This window comes from Marinomonas pontica (assembly GCF_036322735.1).
Lineage (GTDB): Bacteria > Pseudomonadota > Gammaproteobacteria > Pseudomonadales > Marinomonadaceae > Marinomonas > Marinomonas pontica.
The window spans coordinates 2,973,997-2,993,590 of record NZ_AP027271.1; the positions used below are offsets into that span (position 1 = coordinate 2,973,997).

General features: G+C 41.0%; 20 protein-coding genes. 1 reads left to right on the plus strand and 19 read right to left on the minus strand.

Annotation, left to right across the window (positions count from 1 at the left end):
- Positions 1-10 precede the first annotated feature (10 nt).
- From AABA11_RS14030 to AABA11_RS14060, 7 genes are all read right to left on the minus strand, one after another.
- Positions 11-424, minus strand: a complete 414-nt coding sequence (locus tag AABA11_RS14030) for a hypothetical protein (protein WP_338268895.1) — start codon at positions 422-424, stop codon at positions 11-13.
- Between the two features lie 260 nt (positions 425-684).
- Complete coding sequence (locus tag AABA11_RS14035; RefSeq protein ID WP_338268897.1) at positions 685-1,155, minus strand: hypothetical protein; 471 nt, start codon at positions 1,153-1,155, stop codon at positions 685-687.
- A complete protein-coding gene (locus AABA11_RS14040; protein ID WP_338268899.1) occupies positions 1,143-1,442 on the minus strand; it encodes a nucleotidyltransferase domain-containing protein in 300 nt (99 codons plus the stop codon). The genes AABA11_RS14035 and AABA11_RS14040 overlap by 13 nt, the downstream gene beginning before the upstream one ends.
- A 135-nt stretch (positions 1,443-1,577) precedes the next feature.
- Positions 1,578-2,591 (minus strand): UDP-glucose 4-epimerase GalE, encoded by a 1,014-nt coding sequence (gene galE / locus AABA11_RS14045; protein ID WP_338268901.1) that lies wholly within the window; start codon positions 2,589-2,591, stop codon positions 1,578-1,580.
- A 188-nt stretch (positions 2,592-2,779) separates the two neighbouring features.
- Complete coding sequence (locus AABA11_RS14050; RefSeq protein ID WP_338268903.1) at positions 2,780-3,946, minus strand: type II toxin-antitoxin system HipA family toxin; 1,167 nt, start codon at positions 3,944-3,946, stop codon at positions 2,780-2,782.
- The gene (locus tag AABA11_RS14055) at positions 3,936-4,187 is read right to left on the minus strand and encodes a helix-turn-helix domain-containing protein (protein ID WP_338268904.1); all 252 of its coding nucleotides are present in this window, start codon (positions 4,185-4,187) and stop codon (positions 3,936-3,938) included. The genes AABA11_RS14050 and AABA11_RS14055 overlap by 11 nt, the downstream gene beginning before the upstream one ends.
- Before the next feature lie 344 nt (positions 4,188-4,531).
- Complete coding sequence (locus tag AABA11_RS14060; RefSeq protein WP_338268906.1) at positions 4,532-4,834, minus strand: nucleotidyltransferase domain-containing protein; 303 nt, start codon at positions 4,832-4,834, stop codon at positions 4,532-4,534.
- Between the two features lie 207 nt (positions 4,835-5,041).
- On the opposite strand from AABA11_RS14060, the gene AABA11_RS14065 reads away from it, so the two are divergent.
- Positions 5,042-6,046, plus strand: a complete 1,005-nt coding sequence (locus AABA11_RS14065) for a T6SS phospholipase effector Tle1-like catalytic domain-containing protein (RefSeq protein ID WP_338268909.1) — start codon at positions 5,042-5,044, stop codon at positions 6,044-6,046.
- Positions 6,047-6,077: 31 nt separating this feature from the next.
- On the opposite strand, the gene AABA11_RS14070 is transcribed toward AABA11_RS14065, so the two are convergent.
- From AABA11_RS14070 to AABA11_RS14125, 12 genes are all read right to left on the minus strand, one after another.
- Positions 6,078-7,409, minus strand: coding sequence for a sugar transferase (locus AABA11_RS14070; protein ID WP_338268911.1), 1,332 nt, complete (start codon positions 7,407-7,409; stop codon positions 6,078-6,080).
- 88 nt (positions 7,410-7,497) lie between these two features.
- Positions 7,498-8,631, minus strand: a complete 1,134-nt coding sequence (locus tag AABA11_RS14075; RefSeq protein WP_338268913.1) for a glycosyltransferase family 4 protein — start codon at positions 8,629-8,631, stop codon at positions 7,498-7,500.
- On the minus strand, positions 8,631-9,752 hold the full coding sequence (locus tag AABA11_RS14080) for a glycosyltransferase family 4 protein (RefSeq protein WP_338268915.1): 1,122 nt from the start codon (positions 9,750-9,752) through the stop codon (positions 8,631-8,633). Before AABA11_RS14080 ends, AABA11_RS14075 begins: the two co-directional genes overlap by 1 nt.
- The gene (locus AABA11_RS14085; protein ID WP_338268917.1) at positions 9,753-10,754 is read right to left on the minus strand and encodes an EpsG family protein; all 1,002 of its coding nucleotides are present in this window, start codon (positions 10,752-10,754) and stop codon (positions 9,753-9,755) included.
- Positions 10,755-10,881: 127 nt separating this feature from the next.
- Complete coding sequence (locus AABA11_RS14090) at positions 10,882-11,985, minus strand: glycosyltransferase (protein ID WP_338268919.1); 1,104 nt, start codon at positions 11,983-11,985, stop codon at positions 10,882-10,884.
- Entirely contained in the window at positions 11,978-13,429 is a 1,452-nt protein-coding gene (locus AABA11_RS14095; RefSeq protein ID WP_338268921.1) for an asparagine synthase-related protein, read from the minus strand. The genes AABA11_RS14090 and AABA11_RS14095 overlap by 8 nt, the downstream gene beginning before the upstream one ends.
- Complete coding sequence (locus AABA11_RS14100; RefSeq protein ID WP_338268922.1) at positions 13,430-14,356, minus strand: Rossmann-fold NAD(P)-binding domain-containing protein; 927 nt, start codon at positions 14,354-14,356, stop codon at positions 13,430-13,432.
- 3 nt (positions 14,357-14,359) lie between these two features.
- Positions 14,360-15,526 (minus strand): ATP-grasp domain-containing protein, encoded by a 1,167-nt coding sequence (locus AABA11_RS14105; protein ID WP_338268924.1) that lies wholly within the window; start codon positions 15,524-15,526, stop codon positions 14,360-14,362.
- A gap of 43 nt (positions 15,527-15,569) precedes the next feature.
- Entirely contained in the window at positions 15,570-16,817 is a 1,248-nt protein-coding gene (locus AABA11_RS14110) for an oligosaccharide flippase family protein (RefSeq protein WP_338268926.1), read from the minus strand.
- On the minus strand, positions 16,818-17,984 hold the full coding sequence (locus AABA11_RS14115; RefSeq protein ID WP_338268928.1) for a nucleotide sugar dehydrogenase: 1,167 nt from the start codon (positions 17,982-17,984) through the stop codon (positions 16,818-16,820).
- Positions 17,981-18,991: an NAD-dependent epimerase gene (locus tag AABA11_RS14120; RefSeq protein WP_338268930.1), complete on the minus strand. Its 1,011-nt coding sequence runs from the start codon at positions 18,989-18,991 to the stop codon at positions 17,981-17,983. The genes AABA11_RS14115 and AABA11_RS14120 overlap by 4 nt, the downstream gene beginning before the upstream one ends.
- A 135-nt stretch (positions 18,992-19,126) precedes the next feature.
- Complete coding sequence (locus AABA11_RS14125) at positions 19,127-19,447, minus strand: MarR family EPS-associated transcriptional regulator (protein ID WP_338268932.1); 321 nt, start codon at positions 19,445-19,447, stop codon at positions 19,127-19,129.
- Between the last annotated feature and the right edge of the window lie 147 nt (positions 19,448-19,594).

Consider the following 19,594-nt stretch of genomic DNA (forward strand, 5'->3'; position numbering starts at 1 on the left):
AAACACATTGTCACTGCGTTCTAACTGCGCTCAGTGATCTTGCCAATCCAGGAGCTTGACTCGGGGGAAATGAAAATCTAGCTCGCAACCCCAGCGTCCCCAATGATAGCTTTTGGGTCGAAAGTTCCGATTGGTATCGGCGAGGACGCCTAAACTGACCACATCCATCTGATAACGGTCGAATAAGCGGTAATGTTTCCGAGCCATCCCGTGCAAACACCTTAACCAGCTTATCGGCATAGCGTCGGCCAAGCTCGGCATCTTGAACAACCTGCTGGAGCTCTTTATCCAAAAACTCCCGCCCTTGGCTCCAATCCACCTGCTCGTAAACATCGGGGAACAACAAGGCTAAAAACTCTGGAAAACGCTGTTCTAATGCCTCTTTCCACGGGCTATCATGATCATCCACTGATCTTGCATTCATTTAAAATCCCTCTTTTATTCATGCCAACCTCATCCTGAGATTGCCGTGTATTACCGCTTTAATACTACACCAACCCACCCAATCACCTGTAGGTCAGATGAGCCGAGGCACGAGGCGTGATCTGACAATTCCCTCCCCTTATCTTCAAGGGCTAGGGAGGGGTTAAAACCACCAACCCAAACACATCACCTGTAGGTTAGATGAGCCGAGGCACGAAGATGTAATCCGGCACAAAACCACTGATACCAACCAAACACCAACTATTTTCTACTAAAATAGGCTTCTTTCAGGCCCAAATAAACCGATTCAAGCAATGTCTTTGAGTCAAAAATTGCATTCAACGCCTGCGCCGCCAACTCAGGCGCATCATCATACTGATGGGCAATTTCATTACGCACTTCCCGCAGCATTTGCCACTGAGCGGATGACTCGATCAAATGTAGCTTCTCAAGCTTTGATAAAATATCCACAAAGGGCACGCCTTCCACATCCTCCTGTAAAAAGAGCAAAATGGATTTAAACAAACGCTGCCCAATCGCATCTTGCAACTTGGCAAAACGAAATAAAAACTGATCAATATGCTCGATCTCATCTTCCGTCAACGCACTGTAACCAACCGAGGTTAATGGCAACACCGCCGCTAACTTGGCTTTTGCCGAATTCATGCGTAAGACATGTTTATCACATTCAGAAAATAAGCGTTCAAGCCGCTCTCGCATCATCTCTTGCATAACAACAACCCCGAACGTATCACCTCTTGTCGAAAACTATCCGGCACTCTAGGCTCAATCAAAACATCAACCTTTTGCTCACCGATAACCTGTTTCAACGTCACTAAAAAATCAATTTTCTTTGCAAAGACATCCTCGAACAACTGAGAAGGCCGTATATACAAATCAATATCCCCACCTTTTTTCGCATCATCAACACGACTACCGAAAAGAAACACTTCCCCAGTATCAAAAACAGATGCAAACGCCGTCTCAATCGCACCAACCTCTTGCCGAGTCAATCGCATACACCCTCCTAGGATAAACCAAACCAAAAAACCAATCACACCAAACCAAACACATCACTGACAATTCCCTCCCCTTATCTTCAAGGGGGCTAGGGAGGGGTTAACCACCAAACCAAAAACCTAACAACACCAAACCTACGCATCAAACCCATTAGGATTATTCGATTGCCAACGCCAAGAATCTTCGCACATACGCGCCAGATCAAACTCCGCCTGCCATCCCAAAAACGTTTTGGCAAATTCCGGATCCGCATAACACGTTGCGATATCACCAGGACGACGATCCACAATCTTATAGCTAATAGATTTATTAGACACCGCCTCAAAGGCTTTGACCATTTCCAACACAGAATAGCCGTTGCCCGTACCCAGATTCACCACAAAATGACCGGACTGACCAAGCACTTTTTCCAAAGCGCAAACATGACCACGAGCCAAATCCACCACATGAATGTAATCACGCACCCCCGTACCATCCGGCGTATCGTAGTCATCACCAAACACACTCAAACAAGCCAATTTACCCACCGCAACTTGGCTAATAAACGGCAACAAATTGTTCGGAATGCCTTTAGGATCTTCCCCAATCAAACCCGACTCATGGGCACCAATCGGATTAAAGTAACGCAAGGTTGCAATATTCCACTCACCATTGGCCTTCGCCAAATCGGTCAACATACCCTCCACCATCAACTTACTCGCCCCATAAGGGTTTTGCGTAGAAGTAGGAAAATCTTCACGAATCGGCACAGACTCAGGCATACCATAAACCGTCGCAGACGAACTAAAAATCAAATTCCGCAGCCCAGCCAGCTCCATCGCCTTGATAAGGTTCAAGGTTCCAGCAACATTGTTTTCATAATACAAAAAAGGCTTTTGAACCGACTCACCCACCGCCTTCAGACCCGCAAAATGAATCACCGCCGCAAAAGAATACTGCGCAAATACACCATCCAAAAAAGCGGAATCACGAATATCGCCTTCCATAAACACCGGGCGCTTACCCGCAATCATCTCAATACGGTCTAACACCACCTCTTTACTGTTCGACAAATTATCAACAATAACCGGCTCAAAACCCGCCTTAATCAACTCAACACACGTATGCGAACCAATGTAACCCGCACCACCCGTCACCAAAACAAACATCCTTCCCCCTAAAAATCAAAAAACCAAAAAACCAAAAAACCTAACAACACCAACCCAAACCAATCCCCTGTAGGTCATTGGCCTTTAGGCCGTCAAAGCCTAGCAACATCAACTCAAGCCCTTGACGCGCTAAAGCACGACCTACAAAAAAACACTAACGCCGGATGGGGTTTGCCTCTTCATTCGGCCTACAACCCCAACGCTTTCTCTGCTAAACCAGCAAAGTGATCCAACAAACGACCTCTAGAATCCTTACCCGTTGTCTGCTTCTGTAATAATTTAACCTCATCTTGCAACCAAACCATGCCAGCTAAACACTCTGCTACAGCACTTCGAGCTTGTTTCAGCGTTAATCCACAATGTGCAACGGCAAATCGTTCCAAATGTGCCACGCTACGCCAACGCTTACTCCCCAAAAGCGTTAACGCCTGGATATCTTGTGAAATATACACCGTTGTTGACACCACATCATAAATTGGCGCCAAACGGACATCTTCAATAGAGGAGTACAACACACCAAAATTCTTCAGATGCGCATCACCATTTTGCAACCATTGATTCAACACCATGGTCTTAAAGTAATCTAACAACGCCTTATTGCGATATCTTGGGCTAACAAAAGTTGCAATACTCTTCGCCAACTGCTCGTAACTCCCCGCATATTTATCGTCACGAGACCTGGCCTGCAAAACACAAAAATCCTCAAACCCTAAATAACCACTCTCCGTCACATCAAAGCGCTTCATCACAAAACAACGCTCATCGTCCGACAGATAAAACTCAGGCACATCAAGACCCGCCTTACTCAGTACCGTCATACAAAGCCATTCATTCAACGCCAAATCAGGGTAATCATCCCCCCAAGACTTCACAATATAATGACCCATCCGCAAAGTGGCTGTATCTTTTAAACGCGCCAACACTTTAGGCTGCACACCACTGACAGGCGAAGACAAAGCAAAACGCCCCACCAACTGAGCGAACAAATCCGGCTGGGAAGATTGCAACACCTCATCCAGCGAAAGAAACTCGCCATCACCTAAATTTGAAGTGACCCCATAAGACAAACGGCCCTGCACCTTCCTCGCCAGCAAAGCCAACAAACCAAAATCATCCGTCGCCGTCAGTTTTGAAAAATGCTTTTTTATCACCGACAGCAAATAGCCCTCTGGCAAATGCATTTCAAAAATCGGGAAGAGCCGGTTAGAGACATAACTTTTAGCGCGGACAGGCATAGTTAAAGAAACAAAAGAGGGGGAATCGTCACAGACGTAGTTCAGTAAAAACTCATCAGACTCTTTCGACAAGCAAGCAACAGATTGAGTGCCAACACAAACGTCTAGCTCAGACATCATCACGCTCGGCTAACAAAGACTCAAAAGTGGGCAATCGACTTACCGCGTGAGGTGTCACCTCATAATGCAGATATTCTAACATTTTCAACACTTTACGAAGACCAATATCGGCCACACGACCACTTTCGAACCCACTTAACGTCGCACGCGCCAACCCCAAATCATCCGCCATCTGCTGCTGACGAATACCTCGCGCCTTACGCGCGTTTTTAACGAATTGCCCCAGCGCCTGAAAATCCATAATGTTTAAAATACCCTACATAAAACATATAAATCCAATAATAGTACAATATATTAAACAAAAATCAACCCGCCCAATCACCTGTAGGTCAGATGAGACGAGGCACGAGGCGTTATCTGACGCATGAGGCGCTTGCTTACCTACAAAAAACCGTGACGATTAAAACCAGCAAGCACAACAAAACTTACTCATTGATACTTAGCCGCAAAACGAACCACGTGATCTAGACATCGTAACAACTGACCAGCCATACCGAACGCTTTATTCAATAACGCCGATTGTATTTCAGGATCATCGGGGTAATCATGGGCAAATATCAACGATCCCCTTAAATACATCCTTATTCATAAGCGAATACCACTCTCTTTTGCGATTTTATAGATAGGCAAAAATCTTCCAGACTTACGATTAATCACCAAATCAATTTTCTGATCACCAAGCAGCAAATGAAGTTCAACCAAAGCATTTAGTTTAGCCTCAACTATGTCATCAGCCGAATGTAAGTCAGGCTCTATATACAAATCAATATCCCCGCCACGCGCATTATCATCAGCTCTTGAGCCAAAAAGCCGTAACTCCGAACCTTCGCCAAAATGCTTAAATAACACTTGTTTAATGACATCTACTTGCTGCTTAGTTAGACGCACGCTCGCCCTCCAAATAAAAAAACATCCCTATCATAGTAAAAAAAACATCAAATCCGCATGAACCAACAACGTAGGCCGGATGAGACGAGGCACGAGGCGTTATCCGGCGAATCAAAAAAACACACTCCCTACAAAACAATAAAACCATGTTATGCTCAATTCGGTCATCAGGAAGATGGTATTCAACACAACAAGGAGGACGCCCCCATGTCGACGTTATTTTTTCATTTCGATGGCACAGACAATAGCCCAAGTGACGCCTACGCACCAGAACACAGCGTTTCGAGCATCACCAATGTATTAAAATCTCACAGGCTACTGGGTGGTCGCGTAAAAAACCATCGCAGCTTTTACTACGCTGGCATCGGCACCTACGGCAGCTGGCTAGAACAAAAAATCAACGCCGCCTTTGCCATCGAATCCGGCCACGTAGCCAACATTCTAAACCGCGCTTTACACGACTTCAAAAACCACTACAACCAATCAGTTCGCCACATCGTCTTAATCGGTTTTAGCCGAGGTGCCGCCTTAGCAAGGCGTTTTGCCGCGCTCATCACCCCGCTCATTGATCGCCCTATCATCATAGAAGCCGTCATCGACACCGTCGCCTCCATCGGCTGGCCAAACTTAGATATAACAAAACGCCCCAGCACAGAAGTGGTCTTTGAGCATGGCAACACATTACCAGAAGGAGTCCATCGCGCGCTGCATTTAGTCGCATTAGATGAACAACGCCTCGCCTTTCGGCCAACATTAATCAACCACGATGGACGCGCACTGGAAATCTGGCTAGCAGGAGTGCATTCGGATATTGGCGGTGGATACCGCAGAGATGGAATAGGAGACATCGCCTTGCGAATCCTAATAAACTGGATAGAACAACAAACTAAACAACCCTGCTATCAAACAACACGCCTAGCCAAAACACAGCCGCCCCATTGGCAGCCACTGCTCACCATAGAGCCCAAACACCTAGGCAAAATACACTACCAACAGCGCAACCTAAACGCCTGGCGAAAACTCACCCTCGCCCCACGACACTGCTGCGTGCTGGAAAACGACCAACCCAACCACACACGCTCGCCCCACTGGCACCAAAGCGTAGCGCAACGCATCCGCAGCAACATCGGCTACTTCCCCATCGCCCACTGCCCAACCCCCGCCATACTCTGGCAACCAACACGCCCTTCCCCTTATCTCCTCCAAGGCTAGGATGGGGTTCAGGTCTTGATCTTCGGCCTATCTACAAGCCTTTTCGTCCCAACACTACCAACACAGTACGAATCAGAGTCTCGATTTCCAGCCAAATACTCCAATGCTTAATATAATACAAATCGTACATGAGCTTTTGACGGGCATCTTCGGTATTAGCGCCATAGGGGTACAAAACTTGTGCCCAGCCAGTTATTCCCGGGCTAACGAGATGGCGCTCATTATAATAAGGAATATCCTCTTCTAATTTTTCGGTGAAAACCTTACGCTCTGGCCTTGGTCCCACAAAATGCAAATCACCTTTAAGAACATTCCAAAGCTGCGGTAACTCATCAATACGGGTTTTACGCATGAAAGCACCAAATTCGTAGGCTCTAGGGTCATCTTCTTGAGCAAATTGCGCACCATTTTTTTCAGCATCGACATGCATTGAACGGAATTTATAAATAACAAGCTCTTTACCTGAACGCGCCACCCTAGCTTGTGAAAAAATAATAGGGCCAGGTGACTCTCGGCGTATTTTTAAGGCCGCATAGAGCATAATAGGAAGAGTTATTAAGCCCAAAGATAATGCAGCACTAACATCAAGCACTCTTTTCACTAGGAAATTAATACGATCGTAAGAACGTATCCGCTCTAAATAACTTAACTCACTCGATTCATATGGGATGTAGCATTTGCGCAAAAAGTTTTCCATAAAGTGGTGCAGCGCGAGAAGTTGTACGCCTTTCAGGTCTAAATGGGTTAATTGTTTAACCAGTTTATGCTCAGCAGATTTATCCAGATTAATCACCAAGAAGTCTGGCGATAAAGCCTCAACCTTTTCATGCAATACATCTTCATCGTATTCATCAATGGGGTGTAGACGAATATTATGTCGTTTTAGCTGAGCCAGTTCGAATTCATTAAAGTGATAACCATCTCCCAGTACCAAAACTTCAGTACGACCTTGTTGTGTAGAACGGCTTTTGTAGTTGATCAGCACTTTAGTGAACAAAATAATAAAGGGCGTCAGCACAACCCATACCAATATAACGGAACGAGCAAGGCCAAGCACGGCGAGGTTTAGGTAGGCAATAAACATCAACAGCAAAACATTGAAAGCCCATGTTTTAAAGACGATTTCGATTTTTTTTGCAACAGAACGCTCTACAAAACGGCTGTACCCGCCCAAGAGCTGAGTAAACACCATGAAGAGTAAACCAGCCATGCCGCCTAGCCATGTGTAAGGCTCGTGCCAAGTTTGGGAGCTAAGCAAGAAATGGACAATCGCCAAAATGAAAAATGGCACACACAAGTCCACAAGGCGGTAGGCCAACAACACACGAATTGACTGATAACGGGGAATGTCTTTTTCTGTCACAAGGAACCTACTTTAAATCCATTAAATTAAGCGACAATGCTGTAGATGCGATCTTAGCATCAAAGTAGATGTACGGGTATTTCAAACTCTATTTTCCAATAACAATATCAGCAAGAATTGGATTTATTCTATGCACATCGAAGCGTTCTTTTGCGATACGATGGCTCTCATCGCCCATACGCTGTATTTCTTCAGGGTGCTCTATCAAATAAATCATTTTTTCTGCCAAAATAGCAGAATCGAATGGTGGAACAATAAAACCGTTTACGCCATCGATTACCGTTTCACGGCAACCAGGTACATCTGTCGTGATCACAGCCCGCCCAATTGCCATAGCCTCCTGGGTAGAGCGGGGAAAGCCTTCACGGTACGACGGTAGTACAAAAACATGGGATTCCTCTATCCATTGAGACACATTGGTAACATGACCAGGATAAGTGATAATGCCTTCCTCGATCACCTCATCCATCTGAAATGAAGACAGTGCTGCAGGATTATTAAAGTCAAAACCACCCAACACAATAAACTCAGCACTTGGATAGGTCTGTTTTACTATTCTGGCAGCTTCCAAGTATTCAAAAATACCTTTGTCAGCAAGTAGACGCGCGATAAAAATAAAACGTATAGGTTCAAAAGTAGCTATCTGTTTATAAGGATAAGAATCTAAATCTAGACCAATCGGTCCTAATACCTGTAACTTTTCACGATTTAGTAGTGATTTTTTCGCCAAATCATTAGGGTCGTCAAGATTAAGAAACAGCACCTTGTCTGCAAAAGCATAACCTATGGTGCACAAGCCCCCATGGACTAATTGCAACAACCGCTTTTTAAGCGAGAATCCAGACTTACTAGGTGTATGGATATATCCCAAGCCTTCAAGCATGGCGATACGACATGGCACACCTGCTAATTTTGCAGCTAACGTCCCATAAATGGATGGTTTAACGAAAAAGCTAAAAACTACATCAGGCTGAACTGCTTTAAGCTTTTTAGAAAGTGCCAGAGTATCTTTTAAATCACGAAAAGGGTTTATACCTGTCTTACTTAGCGAATAATCAATGGGGGTTGCACCCAGTTCAACAACAGCGGCTTTTGTTTCAGCCGTATAATCAAGCGCGAAGGCAAAAACAGTATGGCCTTGCGCTACAAGATACTTAATAAAATCTTTTCTAAAGATCAAAAAACCTGGCGAGACATTTTGAGAAACAAGTGCGATATTCATCAATTAAACCAAACCTTCTGGTAACCTTCTACCATCTTCTCAATACTAAAATTATTAACAATTCGCTCCCGACAAGCGTGTTTTCTAGCTTGCCAAGCTTGTGAGTTATTTTGTTTTTCTTCAATGGCCTCTAACATCGCGTTCGCTAAAGCTTGTGGATTTCTTGGTGGCACTACCCATCCTGTATCACCAACAATCACAGCAGCATCACCAACATCAGTAGTGACACAAGGTGTACCACAGGCCATAGCCTCATTTAATACATTAGGAAAAGCTTCACTAACAGAAGAAAGTACGAAAAGATCAAACCCATTCATCACCGCTGTTATATCATTTCTTCTGCCGAGTAACGTGATACGTTCAGTACATATATTATCTTTTATCAACTGATTAAGTTGAGTGTTATCAGTGGTTAAATCCCCTCCGACCATTACCACTTTTAAGGCACTCTTTTCTTTAGTTAACAAACTAACAGCGTTCACCAGTGTTGGATAATCTTTAAATGGGTGATACCGTCCGACATGACCAATTAAAAATTTCTCTTCCGCTAGCCCAACTTCTTGGCGAAAAGCCATTCCCGCATCAAGGTCGGGCTTAAAATCATCAATATTGTAACCATTCGGTACAACGTGCCCAATCTTTGGACTGAAACCAATCGACTCTTGCACTTGACGTGATTTTTCGGCGCAATAAATAATTTTACGAGGGATAAAAGACGAAATTAAGGCATTTAGTTTTGCAATTAGAATCGTAGAACGCTTAGATTCACCTTTTACCAAAGTGGTATGATGCACCCCCCATACAATGTTTTTTACCCCCGCAAACCTTGCGATCATGCCACCAATCAAGTCAGCATGATACATCCATGTTTGCACCACATCAGGCTTAAGCTGACGAATGAGCTTGTATAGCTTAATTAATGCTGCAAACTGTATTTTCCCTGCTGGCATATCTAAACAATAAACCTTAACACCAATATTTTCTAATAATGGGCCATATTTACCTTTCCCCATCATAGAAATAACAATATGTTCATCATATTTATCAAAATCGCATAAGCGATATAACACCGCTTCCGCACCTCCGTCATTTAAGCCAGTTATTATGTGTATTACTTTCATTTAAAAACCTGTTCCCCAACCCAACCAGGGTTGATTTATTCTAAGTAGCCAAGACAAAAAAACAAAAAAAACACAAGCTAAAATAAATAGCTTTTTACGCCAGTTTGTGAGTTCTAAGCTCGATAACAAAACAATAATAACTACACTTTCAAAAATTCGACCTGTTACTTCGATAAAGAAGTAAGTCGTTAAATAAAACACCAAAACGGTCATTGAAAACGCGTGTCTTTTAGTAAATTCACGACCTTGCAACCAATACAGTACTAGAACGCCCAACCAAAATATAAAGCCTAGACCACTGACCTCTGCTGCACTAAAATCGTATTCATTGGACTGCCTTGCACCTAATAATGTCGCGACAAAACCAAGCCCAAAACTAACGATTAAACCAAATATAAATATAACAAACGACCTTAGATCTATGGCAAAATTCAGCTTGCGAGTAATAACACTTAAAATATATAAAGCTATAATAAAGAAGAAACTAGCATGTATTAGTGAAGCAGAAATAAATAAGAGCCATCGCAACTTCATAGATAGACAAAACCAACCCAACAAAAAAACACTTATGGCTAAACCCTGCCTTAAATGAACTACATATTTACCAATCACCTGTGGGAATATAAGAAAAAAAAGCAAAAATAAAAAAAACCTTGGGTTATCCTGTAATATTAAATAAGCAGTTACAGAGGCAGAAAAGAAAATAACAAATGAAACAACTTGCTCTGGTGCAAAAAAAAGACTTAAAAATATATTTATACTTAACCAGATCGGCTCGTTAAAAACAAAACTTAAAACACCACCGGAAATATACCTCAGTATGATTAGATCTGAACCGCCTGCGTAAACTAAATAATTGGCACGATCTTTAATCGCATCATCCATAGGCAAAAAATAAGATAGTAAAAAGGCATATAAAAACGACAACAATAAAGCAGTAAATTTATAAAATGCCCCTCCCTCTCCTTTATAATTTTTTCTATCGCCAGTTAAAATCACCATATAAATCTCTGTTATAAAAAATTGCAGTTGGGAAATTGAAATTCAGAGACACTTTACTATATAAAAAATGCATCACATACTAAAAAAACAATAAACACCGGATTGGACGCTACAAAAAATATTGCCATCAATAATTACCAATCATATGTTCATAATTTGAAAGAATAGTTCGTATGCTGTTAGCTTGAGCTGTCGCTAATAACGTTTCTGTATCAAATTTATTGCATTGCATTTTATTAAGCGCCATAACAATACTATCTTTACACTGGTGCTTTACTAAATACCCATTCACGCCTTCTTGAATAATCTCTCTCGGACCACTTGGGCAGTCAAATGCAACCACCGGAGTACCTAAGGTAATTGATTCTATTAGCACATTTGGGAAACCTTCATAAAGTGAAGTGAGTAATGTGGCTTTAGCATGAAGATAATAAGGGATCATATCGGCTTGAAAACCTTCAAAATCAACCCTATTAGCAACACCAAAATCTCGTGCACACTGCTTTAGCGATTGCTCTAAACTGCCTTGACCAACAATTTTTAAGCGTAAGTTTGGGAAATCACTCGCAATACCAGAAAAACCCTCAATAGCATAATGAAATGCTTTTTGCTTTTCTAACCGCCCAACACAAAGCAGGTAGTCTTGCTTTACTACTTGAGTTAAATCATGCGCTCTTGCGTAATCTTCAACATGTTTTGCAACTGGGTTATAAATCACGCTGGTTTTATCGGCCAAGTGTGGGAATACCGAAACTAGGTCATCGCGCATCGCTTGGCACTGATTAATTATATGATCACATTTACCATAAAAATGGTTAATCAAAGGCTTAACAATATAGCCTCGCCAGATCCCTTGTGGCTTTGTCGTGTTTTTTGAAAAAGTGTTGATGTTTCTAGCTATAATTTTCGTTTTAAGGCGAAATAGACTTCGGAGCATGACCAAAATAACTGCCAGCTCATAATTAAACACCAGCAGTTTTGCGGGCTTGTGCTTACGGATATAGCGTAATAGAGGTAAAGGCGCATTACGGGCATGGTTAACACCCAGCACCACTAAATTCACTTTTTGGCTAACACGCTCAAGGTAAGCGGCATTATTAGTATGCAATACCACTAAATCAACCTGCCAGCCACTCTCCGCCAAACCGTTAGCAACGTTAACGCATACACCTTCTGCACCGCCGCCAGAGAGGGAGCTAATGAGCAGGGTTATTTTTTTAAATTCAGACATTTATATACCTATTTTTATTATGCCAAGCAGATATAAGATAAATTCTATATATAAGCTTACCCGACAAATCGGCATATTTATGATTACTCTGCATTTTATTTTTTAAACGCTCGCAAACAAAAAAAATATTTTTATCATTCCATAATTTGCATGAGCCTATTTCACCCATCATCCAATCCCAATTTTTTAGCACTACACTTGAAGAGTCATAAGTCCACCCCATTTTTCCAATCTTATCTGAATCTAAATCCAATCGCTCTTTAAGCACTTTCCTCAAAATTAGCTTATTCTTTAAACTATCCCGATCAAATAAATATTTTTCCGGTATATTAGAAAAATAATTTGCTACTTTTTCATCTGCGAAAGGCAATATTAAAGATGAATGATTTACATCAACAAAGTTATGTAGCTTTCTAATCATTCTTTCAGTAATGGCTCTAGTCGAGTAAATATCTGACTTATGATCAAAAATATCCCAACTGCTCCTTACTTGAGACTCTTGAGACCAGTATGAATAAACTGAAATAGATGGGGTAAATATTTTCTTACTATCTTTAAACGATAAACCTGACATACCAAACCATTCTGATGGTGTTCGAATAACAGCATTTAACATATTTTCAGAATTAATTATTGACCTCAAAAAATAGGCTTTCGAAGTCCATTGTGAAAAAGGCAAAGCAGATTGCTGTCTTTTATCAGGTGGGGATATCATGTGACTATCATTCCCATCACCAAAAATAATATTAGCATGCTTTAACGATGGGACTTGATAAGTATATAATGGATAAGCTAACGTAACAGTATCAGTACATGGAAAAGGGGCATTAATAAAGTATTCATCAATCAAGCTTTTATGTTCGCTTTCCAACAAATCAATTTCATATATGATTTGATGTTTAAAACCTAATTTTTGTGCAATTTTTTTACTTATGTAACTCTCATCAGCCTTACCCTTCGATTGTTGAGTGATTAATGTCACCCTATTCTGCCAACCAGCCTCAGCCAATGCTAACGCAATGCTGTTACTATCTTTACCCGCGCTATGAAATAAAAAGCTGGGCTTAGATTCATCAATACGGCTAATGGTCGCTTCGGCCAACATTTTCAGGATTAAATCTTCATCGGCTTGCAAGCGGTTGGCGTTTAAAAACGGAAATTCGTGGCTAAACTGAATGTCGATTTTGCCATTAACCGTTGACACCTTGGCCTTGTCACCAATACCGAGAATGTAAATATCCTGACAAGCAGTTTTCGGCGGTGGCACAACCCCGCTTTGCAATAAAAACGGCGCCGCTGATTTGAGTTTATCTTTTACAAACTGCAACCAAGCATTCCAAGCAAAGGTTTTGCCCACACCCCAATCCTCCTTGATCGTAATCACCTTTGGTGAGAGCGATTGTTGAAAAGTTTGGATTTCGGTGCGGATAAGCGTAATGGACATTTAATTCAAAAACCGTATAAATTCTTCAGGACTTTTTGAGTATATGTTTTCTGTAAAGCTGTTTGAAATTAAAAGACTGGCTTCACGATACAATAACGAAGGTGAGTTATTAACAACATAGTAATAAACACCATCCTCAACATAAATTGGATTTTCAATTGTTGTATATTTCGTACCTTGAATTGCACCATCACCATCAGCAGCTGCATCAATTACAAGCGCACCTTTTTTTATTCTCATTTTATCATTATTATTAATAATATGACCGGTATCAATTTCAACGCCGTTTACAATAATATCATACTGATTGATCTTTTTTATAAAGTCATTCATATTTGAGCGAGTAAAAATATCCAACTGCGGTGAAAATTTAAGCAAAAAGTCAAGTGCCCCTTGGGCAACATTTCCAACAGACAGAAGTGCGACTTTTTGTGAACAATCTAAAACCAGCCCATGAGACATAAGTGCATGTTGTACAGATGAAAAACCTGCCAATCGACTATTAGCATTAATAAAACCTTTAGGAATTATGGGTAAATCCTTAACTTGTTCAAGATAGTAAATTCGAGGAAACTGGCTATCTACATCGACAATTCTTATCTTTCTTTGTTGGCAAATTGTATTAAAAAAATCACTGCCCGAACCAGTAGGATGTGACCAACCAATGATTACTTGCTCATCTCTAAGTAAATCATAGTCACAAGGCTGTAAAAGTTTAAGACTATATATAAAATCACACCTTTCAAATATTTCTTGCCTTTTTAGAACTATTGCTCCACTATTTTCATATTCCGCATCAGATATACCTAAAGATACACCAAAATCTTTTTCTACAATTACCTGACCAAAACAATTTTTGATATTTTCTGGTAAGAGCGCGACTCTATTTTCATTTGGATAACTTGGTTTAACAAATCCCATTTCCATAAATTAGTTCCTCTTATAGTTCAAAATATCAACTAGCCTAAGACTAACACTTCCGTTATGATTGAATAAACCCTCTTCAAAGCGATATTCATTATCTTTATATACTAAACGACCAGGTACGCCGTCAATATACATTTGAGAAGGATTGTAACTGCCAAACCAGGTTTGCAGTTCGTTGACATAAAAATTCCCATGTTTATCTTCGAATATATCAAAACACATAGTTGTGAAATTGTGCTTTTCCGCTATCTCGCGGCAAAAATCCAAAATTTCATTTGTTGGGCATGTCCAAAGGTTAATGCCACTACCGCTCATAAATTCAGAAGTGCCGTTTAAGGCTTTTTCATGGCCAATCCAAGACTCGCCAATTTTAATGATTCGGTGTTCCCTTGCACCTTCAATAAACTCTTGGAATAAAACATAGCCATAATCAATATCGCGGAAGTCGGTAATGGCTTTGTTTAAATAATAGGAATCAAAACTTGTTTTTATTAATGCCATTGCTTGTTTTTTGGTTTTAACAATCTCTACTCCGCTTGCGCCTGCGCCGTTATGGGTTTTAAAAACAATAGGCAAAGGAGCATTTTCAACAAAATTCATTGCTTGTTCTTTATTGTAAAAAACCCAAGTTTTAGGATGTGGAATATTATTTGTTTGAAGAAAATAGGCCAGCGAACGCTTTGCTTCGTATATTTTTTGTTCCTTGAACGTTGGGTATATTTCTTTACCTAGTTCATTAGCGACCATGTCTATTTTTTCTAAAAACATTTGTCGAAAAAGCTGTGTTTTATGTGATGGTCTAACTAAAAAACTTTGGATATCTGAGCTCTTTATTTTCTCAATAAACGCTTCATCGACTGGATCAAAAATTTCATAATCAAGCTTAAGTTCTCGACAAGATTTTTTAAAGTAAACATTTGCTTCATCATCTTGAAGTGCAATCAATCCTACCTTTTGCTTATCGCTTTTAATTAAACTTTCAAAGTTGACTGAGTATTTAGCGTAGAGCTCTTTATATTGATCCTCAGCCTTATTCACCGCCCAAACATCACCACCAATTATTCCAAGTTTTTTTAGTTTAATTTTAATGCTTTTATTACTTCTAATACACGTAATCAGTCTAGAAGAGAGTTTTCGCAACAAAAGACTGTTTTCCAAAATTTTAATCATATATTTCCTTTAAGTATAAACTAGGCCTGATGGATTAGTATTATCAAATAGACTGGAGTTGTGCTTTGAATTTAAAATAGAACAATACTATGGCAAGCATCATCGTCAATCTCGCACCAACCAAGGTAGCGATTGCACCCCAGATTCCCCAAAGTGGAATAATGAAAAATGCAATTCCAAAAAAGAATAACGATGTATAGAGTGCAATATTTTTAACAACTCTGTCTTTACCGATGAGCATTAAAAAGTTAGTGCCGTAGGTCATGGTAACGAATAGCAGTAAAATACAAATGGCAAGAAATTGTATGTATGTTGCAATCTCTATATTGTCCACACTAAATAAAAATCTAGCAATCCAATCAGCCATTGCATAAGTAGCTATGGTTAGTACCGTACCTGATGCTAACATAATATCTTGAAATATTTTATGACTTTGTAAATTTCGCGAAAGATATGGTAAAAACGTGTTAGATAGAATATAGGCAAGGGAGATAACAGCATCTATAACTTTTGTTGCTGCGGTATAAAGGCCAACTAAAGTGTTGTTGGCAAACAGCCCTAACAAAAACACAGCTGAATTATTATACAAGTTTGGTGCAAGCTGACTAACAAATGCATGATAACCATTTTGATAGGTTAATTTAATATCTTCGATCTTGGGACGTATAAAATTGACCTTGAACTGTTTTTTTATTATAGCAATAGCCATAGTAAATGTAATAAATGCAGCTATAGCATTGAGCAAAGGAACTAAAAAAAAGTCTGCTTCCTGCCTTACAAAGACAAACAAGCTAATTAGAAACATGACACTAGTGCCGAGGCTTAGAAAGGTGATGTATTTCATTTTTTCCACCCCTTGAAAAAACCAGATGGGAAATAAACTCTGAAAAATAACAAATAGCATAGTAAATAAATACAGGTACAAATACTGATTAAACCTATCAAAAACCATCACTATTAACCCAAACGTAATCGCACTAATAAGTGCCAACAAGAATGATGCTGTTAAAGTGACAGAGTATATTTTGCTTAATTTGACCTTGTCATCTCTATTACGTGCTATTTCTCTAGTTGCTGTAACACCAAAGCCAAACTGGATGACAGCACCAAAATATAAAGCGAGTGACAAAGCAAAATTAACCAACCCAAAATTATCCAAACCAATAGTTCGAACTAAATAGGGCAATGTGATCAACGGGATCAGAAATTGAAAACCACGCAACACTATCAGGGAAAAGAAGTTCCCAACTAATCTGCGTTTATCTTCTGTATTAATTAATTTACGAATCACCTAATCACTTCCAAACAAATCACGGGTATAGACTTTATCCGCCACATCACTCAGCACTTTGTCTTGTCTGTTGGCGATGATCACGTCCGCTAGCTTTTTAAATTCTGCTAGATCTTTTATGACTTTCGAGTGGAAAAATTCACTTTCCTCTAACACTGGCTCGTAGATCACCACTTCAATGCCTTTGGCCTTGATGCGTTTCATGATGCCCTGAATGGCCGAGGCTCTAAAGTTATCACTGCCGGTTTTCATCACCAGTCGGTAAATCCCTACTACTTTGGGATTGCGCTTGATAACCGAATCGGCAATGAAATCTTTACGCGTGGTATTAGAATCCACAATCGCACGAATCAGGTTGTTAGGTACATCTTGGTAGTTGGCTAATAACTGTTTGGTGTCTTTTGGCAAGCAGTAACCACCGTAACCAAAGCTTGGGTTGTTGTAGTGGTTGCCAATACGTGAATCTAATGAAACACCATCGATGATTTGCTTAGTGTCTAATCCATGAGATTCACAGTAAGTATCTAGCTCATTAAAATAAGCAACACGAAGGGCTAAGTAGGTATTGGAAAATAGCTTAACGGCTTCGGCTTCTGTGCTGTCGGTAAAGAGTATCTCTATATTTTGTTTTATCGCACCTTGTGCGAGTAAGTTTGCGAACACCTCTGCACGCTCACTGCGTTCACCCACGATGATGCGTGATGGGTATAAGTTGTCATGCAAGGCTTTGCCTTCGCGTAAGAATTCAGGCGAAAAGAAAATATTCGACGTGTTGAATTTTTCATTCACGCTTTTGGTGTAACCCACTGGTACGGTGGATTTGATTACCATGACGGCTTGTGGGTTGATCGCCAGTACGTCTTGAATCACACTTTCAACCGATTTGGTGTTGAAGTAGTTCGTCGTTGGGTCATAGTCGGTTGGCGTAGCAATGATCACAAAGTCAGCCTGTTGATAAGCGGCTTGCTTGTCTAATGTCGCGGTGAAGCTGAGGGCTTTGTTTTGTAAAAAATCTTCGATTTCAACGTCAACAATGGGTGACTGCTTGTTGTTTAGCATGGCCACTTTTTCAGTAACGATATCCACCGCGATGACGTCGTTGTGTTGTGCCAATAACATGGCATTGGATAGGCCAACGTAACCGGTTCCGGCAATAGCAATTTTCATTTTAGCGTTCCATCTTTATTAGCTAATTCGTTTTGAAAGGCTTTATACCATTCGACAAATTTGACCATGCCTTCTTGTATCGTGGTGGCAGGCTTGTAGCCAACGGCGTTTTCAAGTTGTGCCGTGTCTGCATAGGTTTTTGGTACATCACCTGGTTGCATGTCCATGTAGATTTTCTCGGCGGTTTTACCGCAGGCGGTTTCAATCGCTTCGATGAATTCAGACAGTTGAATCGGTTGGTTATTGCCAATATTGTAAATCGCGTAAGGTGCTGTGGTGCCTTGGCTCTGTTGCGCTTGTGGCAGCACATCTTGAATGCGAATGACACCTTCCACAATATCGTCGATGTAGGTAAAGTCGCGCATCATTTTGCCATGGTTGAACACCTTAATCGGTTTGTCGTTCAAAATGGCTTCCGTGAACAACCAAGGTGCCATATCAGGACGACCGCCGGGGCCATATACGGTGAAGAAACGTAAGCCAGTAGTGGGGATGTTATACAAATGCGAGTAGGAATGCGCCATCAGTTCGTTGGCTTTTTTGGTTGCAGCATACAGTGACACGGGGTGATCGACCGTATCGGATTCACTGAATGGGATTTTGGCGTTCATGCCGTAAACGGAACTGGAAGAGGCATAAACAAGATGCTCTACTTTATTTCGGCGACAACCCTCTAAAATGGTCATCATGCCAACTAGGTTGCTGTCTACATATTCAAAAGGGGCTTCTAAAGAATAACGCACGCCCGCTTGCGCTGCGAGGTGAATTACTCGCTGGAATTGCTCTTCTGCAAATAATTGCGCCATACCGTCACGGTCAGCGAGATCGATTTTCACAAAACGAAAATTCGCGTAAGGCAAAAGCTGGTCTAAACGGTGCTGCTTAAGCTCGGCCATGTAGTAGGTGTTTAGATTGTCTAGACCGACCACATCATGGCCTGCTTCTAGCAAACGTTTACACACGTTCATACCAATGAAGCCCGCGGCTCCGGTGACTAAAAACTTCATTTAATTGTTTCCATATCCTTTGAAATCTTGTTTATTGCCAATTTATTATCAATTAAAACAGTGCGTTAGTTAGTTCAACTGCAACTGTCAGATCACGCCTCGTACCTCGTCTCATCTGACCTACGGTTTTGTAGTTTATGTTTTTACTTCTTGGCGCAGTTGTTCTATTTCTTGTTCTAGGGCTTCGTATTCGGCGATTTTTCGCTGTAAGAAGCGCTGTGTTAGGGTGACTTTTTCTTCTATGCCTTTTGGTGTCAGTAGGTATAAGTAGCCGGTTTTGTTGGCGCTGTTTTTAAAGTTGTCTGCTTTTATTGAACCTTTTTCTATTAGGGCCTTTAGGGAAAAGTTGGCTTTTCCTAGGCTTATGCCCAGTCGTTTGGCGAGCTCGCGCTGGCTTAGGTCTGGGTCTTGTTGCAGTTCTTTTAGAATTTTGTAGCGGTATTCGTCGGTTAACATTTAGGCACCTTGGTGATGCGTAGTAACGAGGAAAAATGGGGATGGAAAGGTGTTGTGTGTGACGGTGTGAGTAAGCTTTCCATGCGTTTACCTCGTTTGTTTTTAATTAAGCTATTAACCCCACCCTAGCCCTCCCCTTCAAAAGGG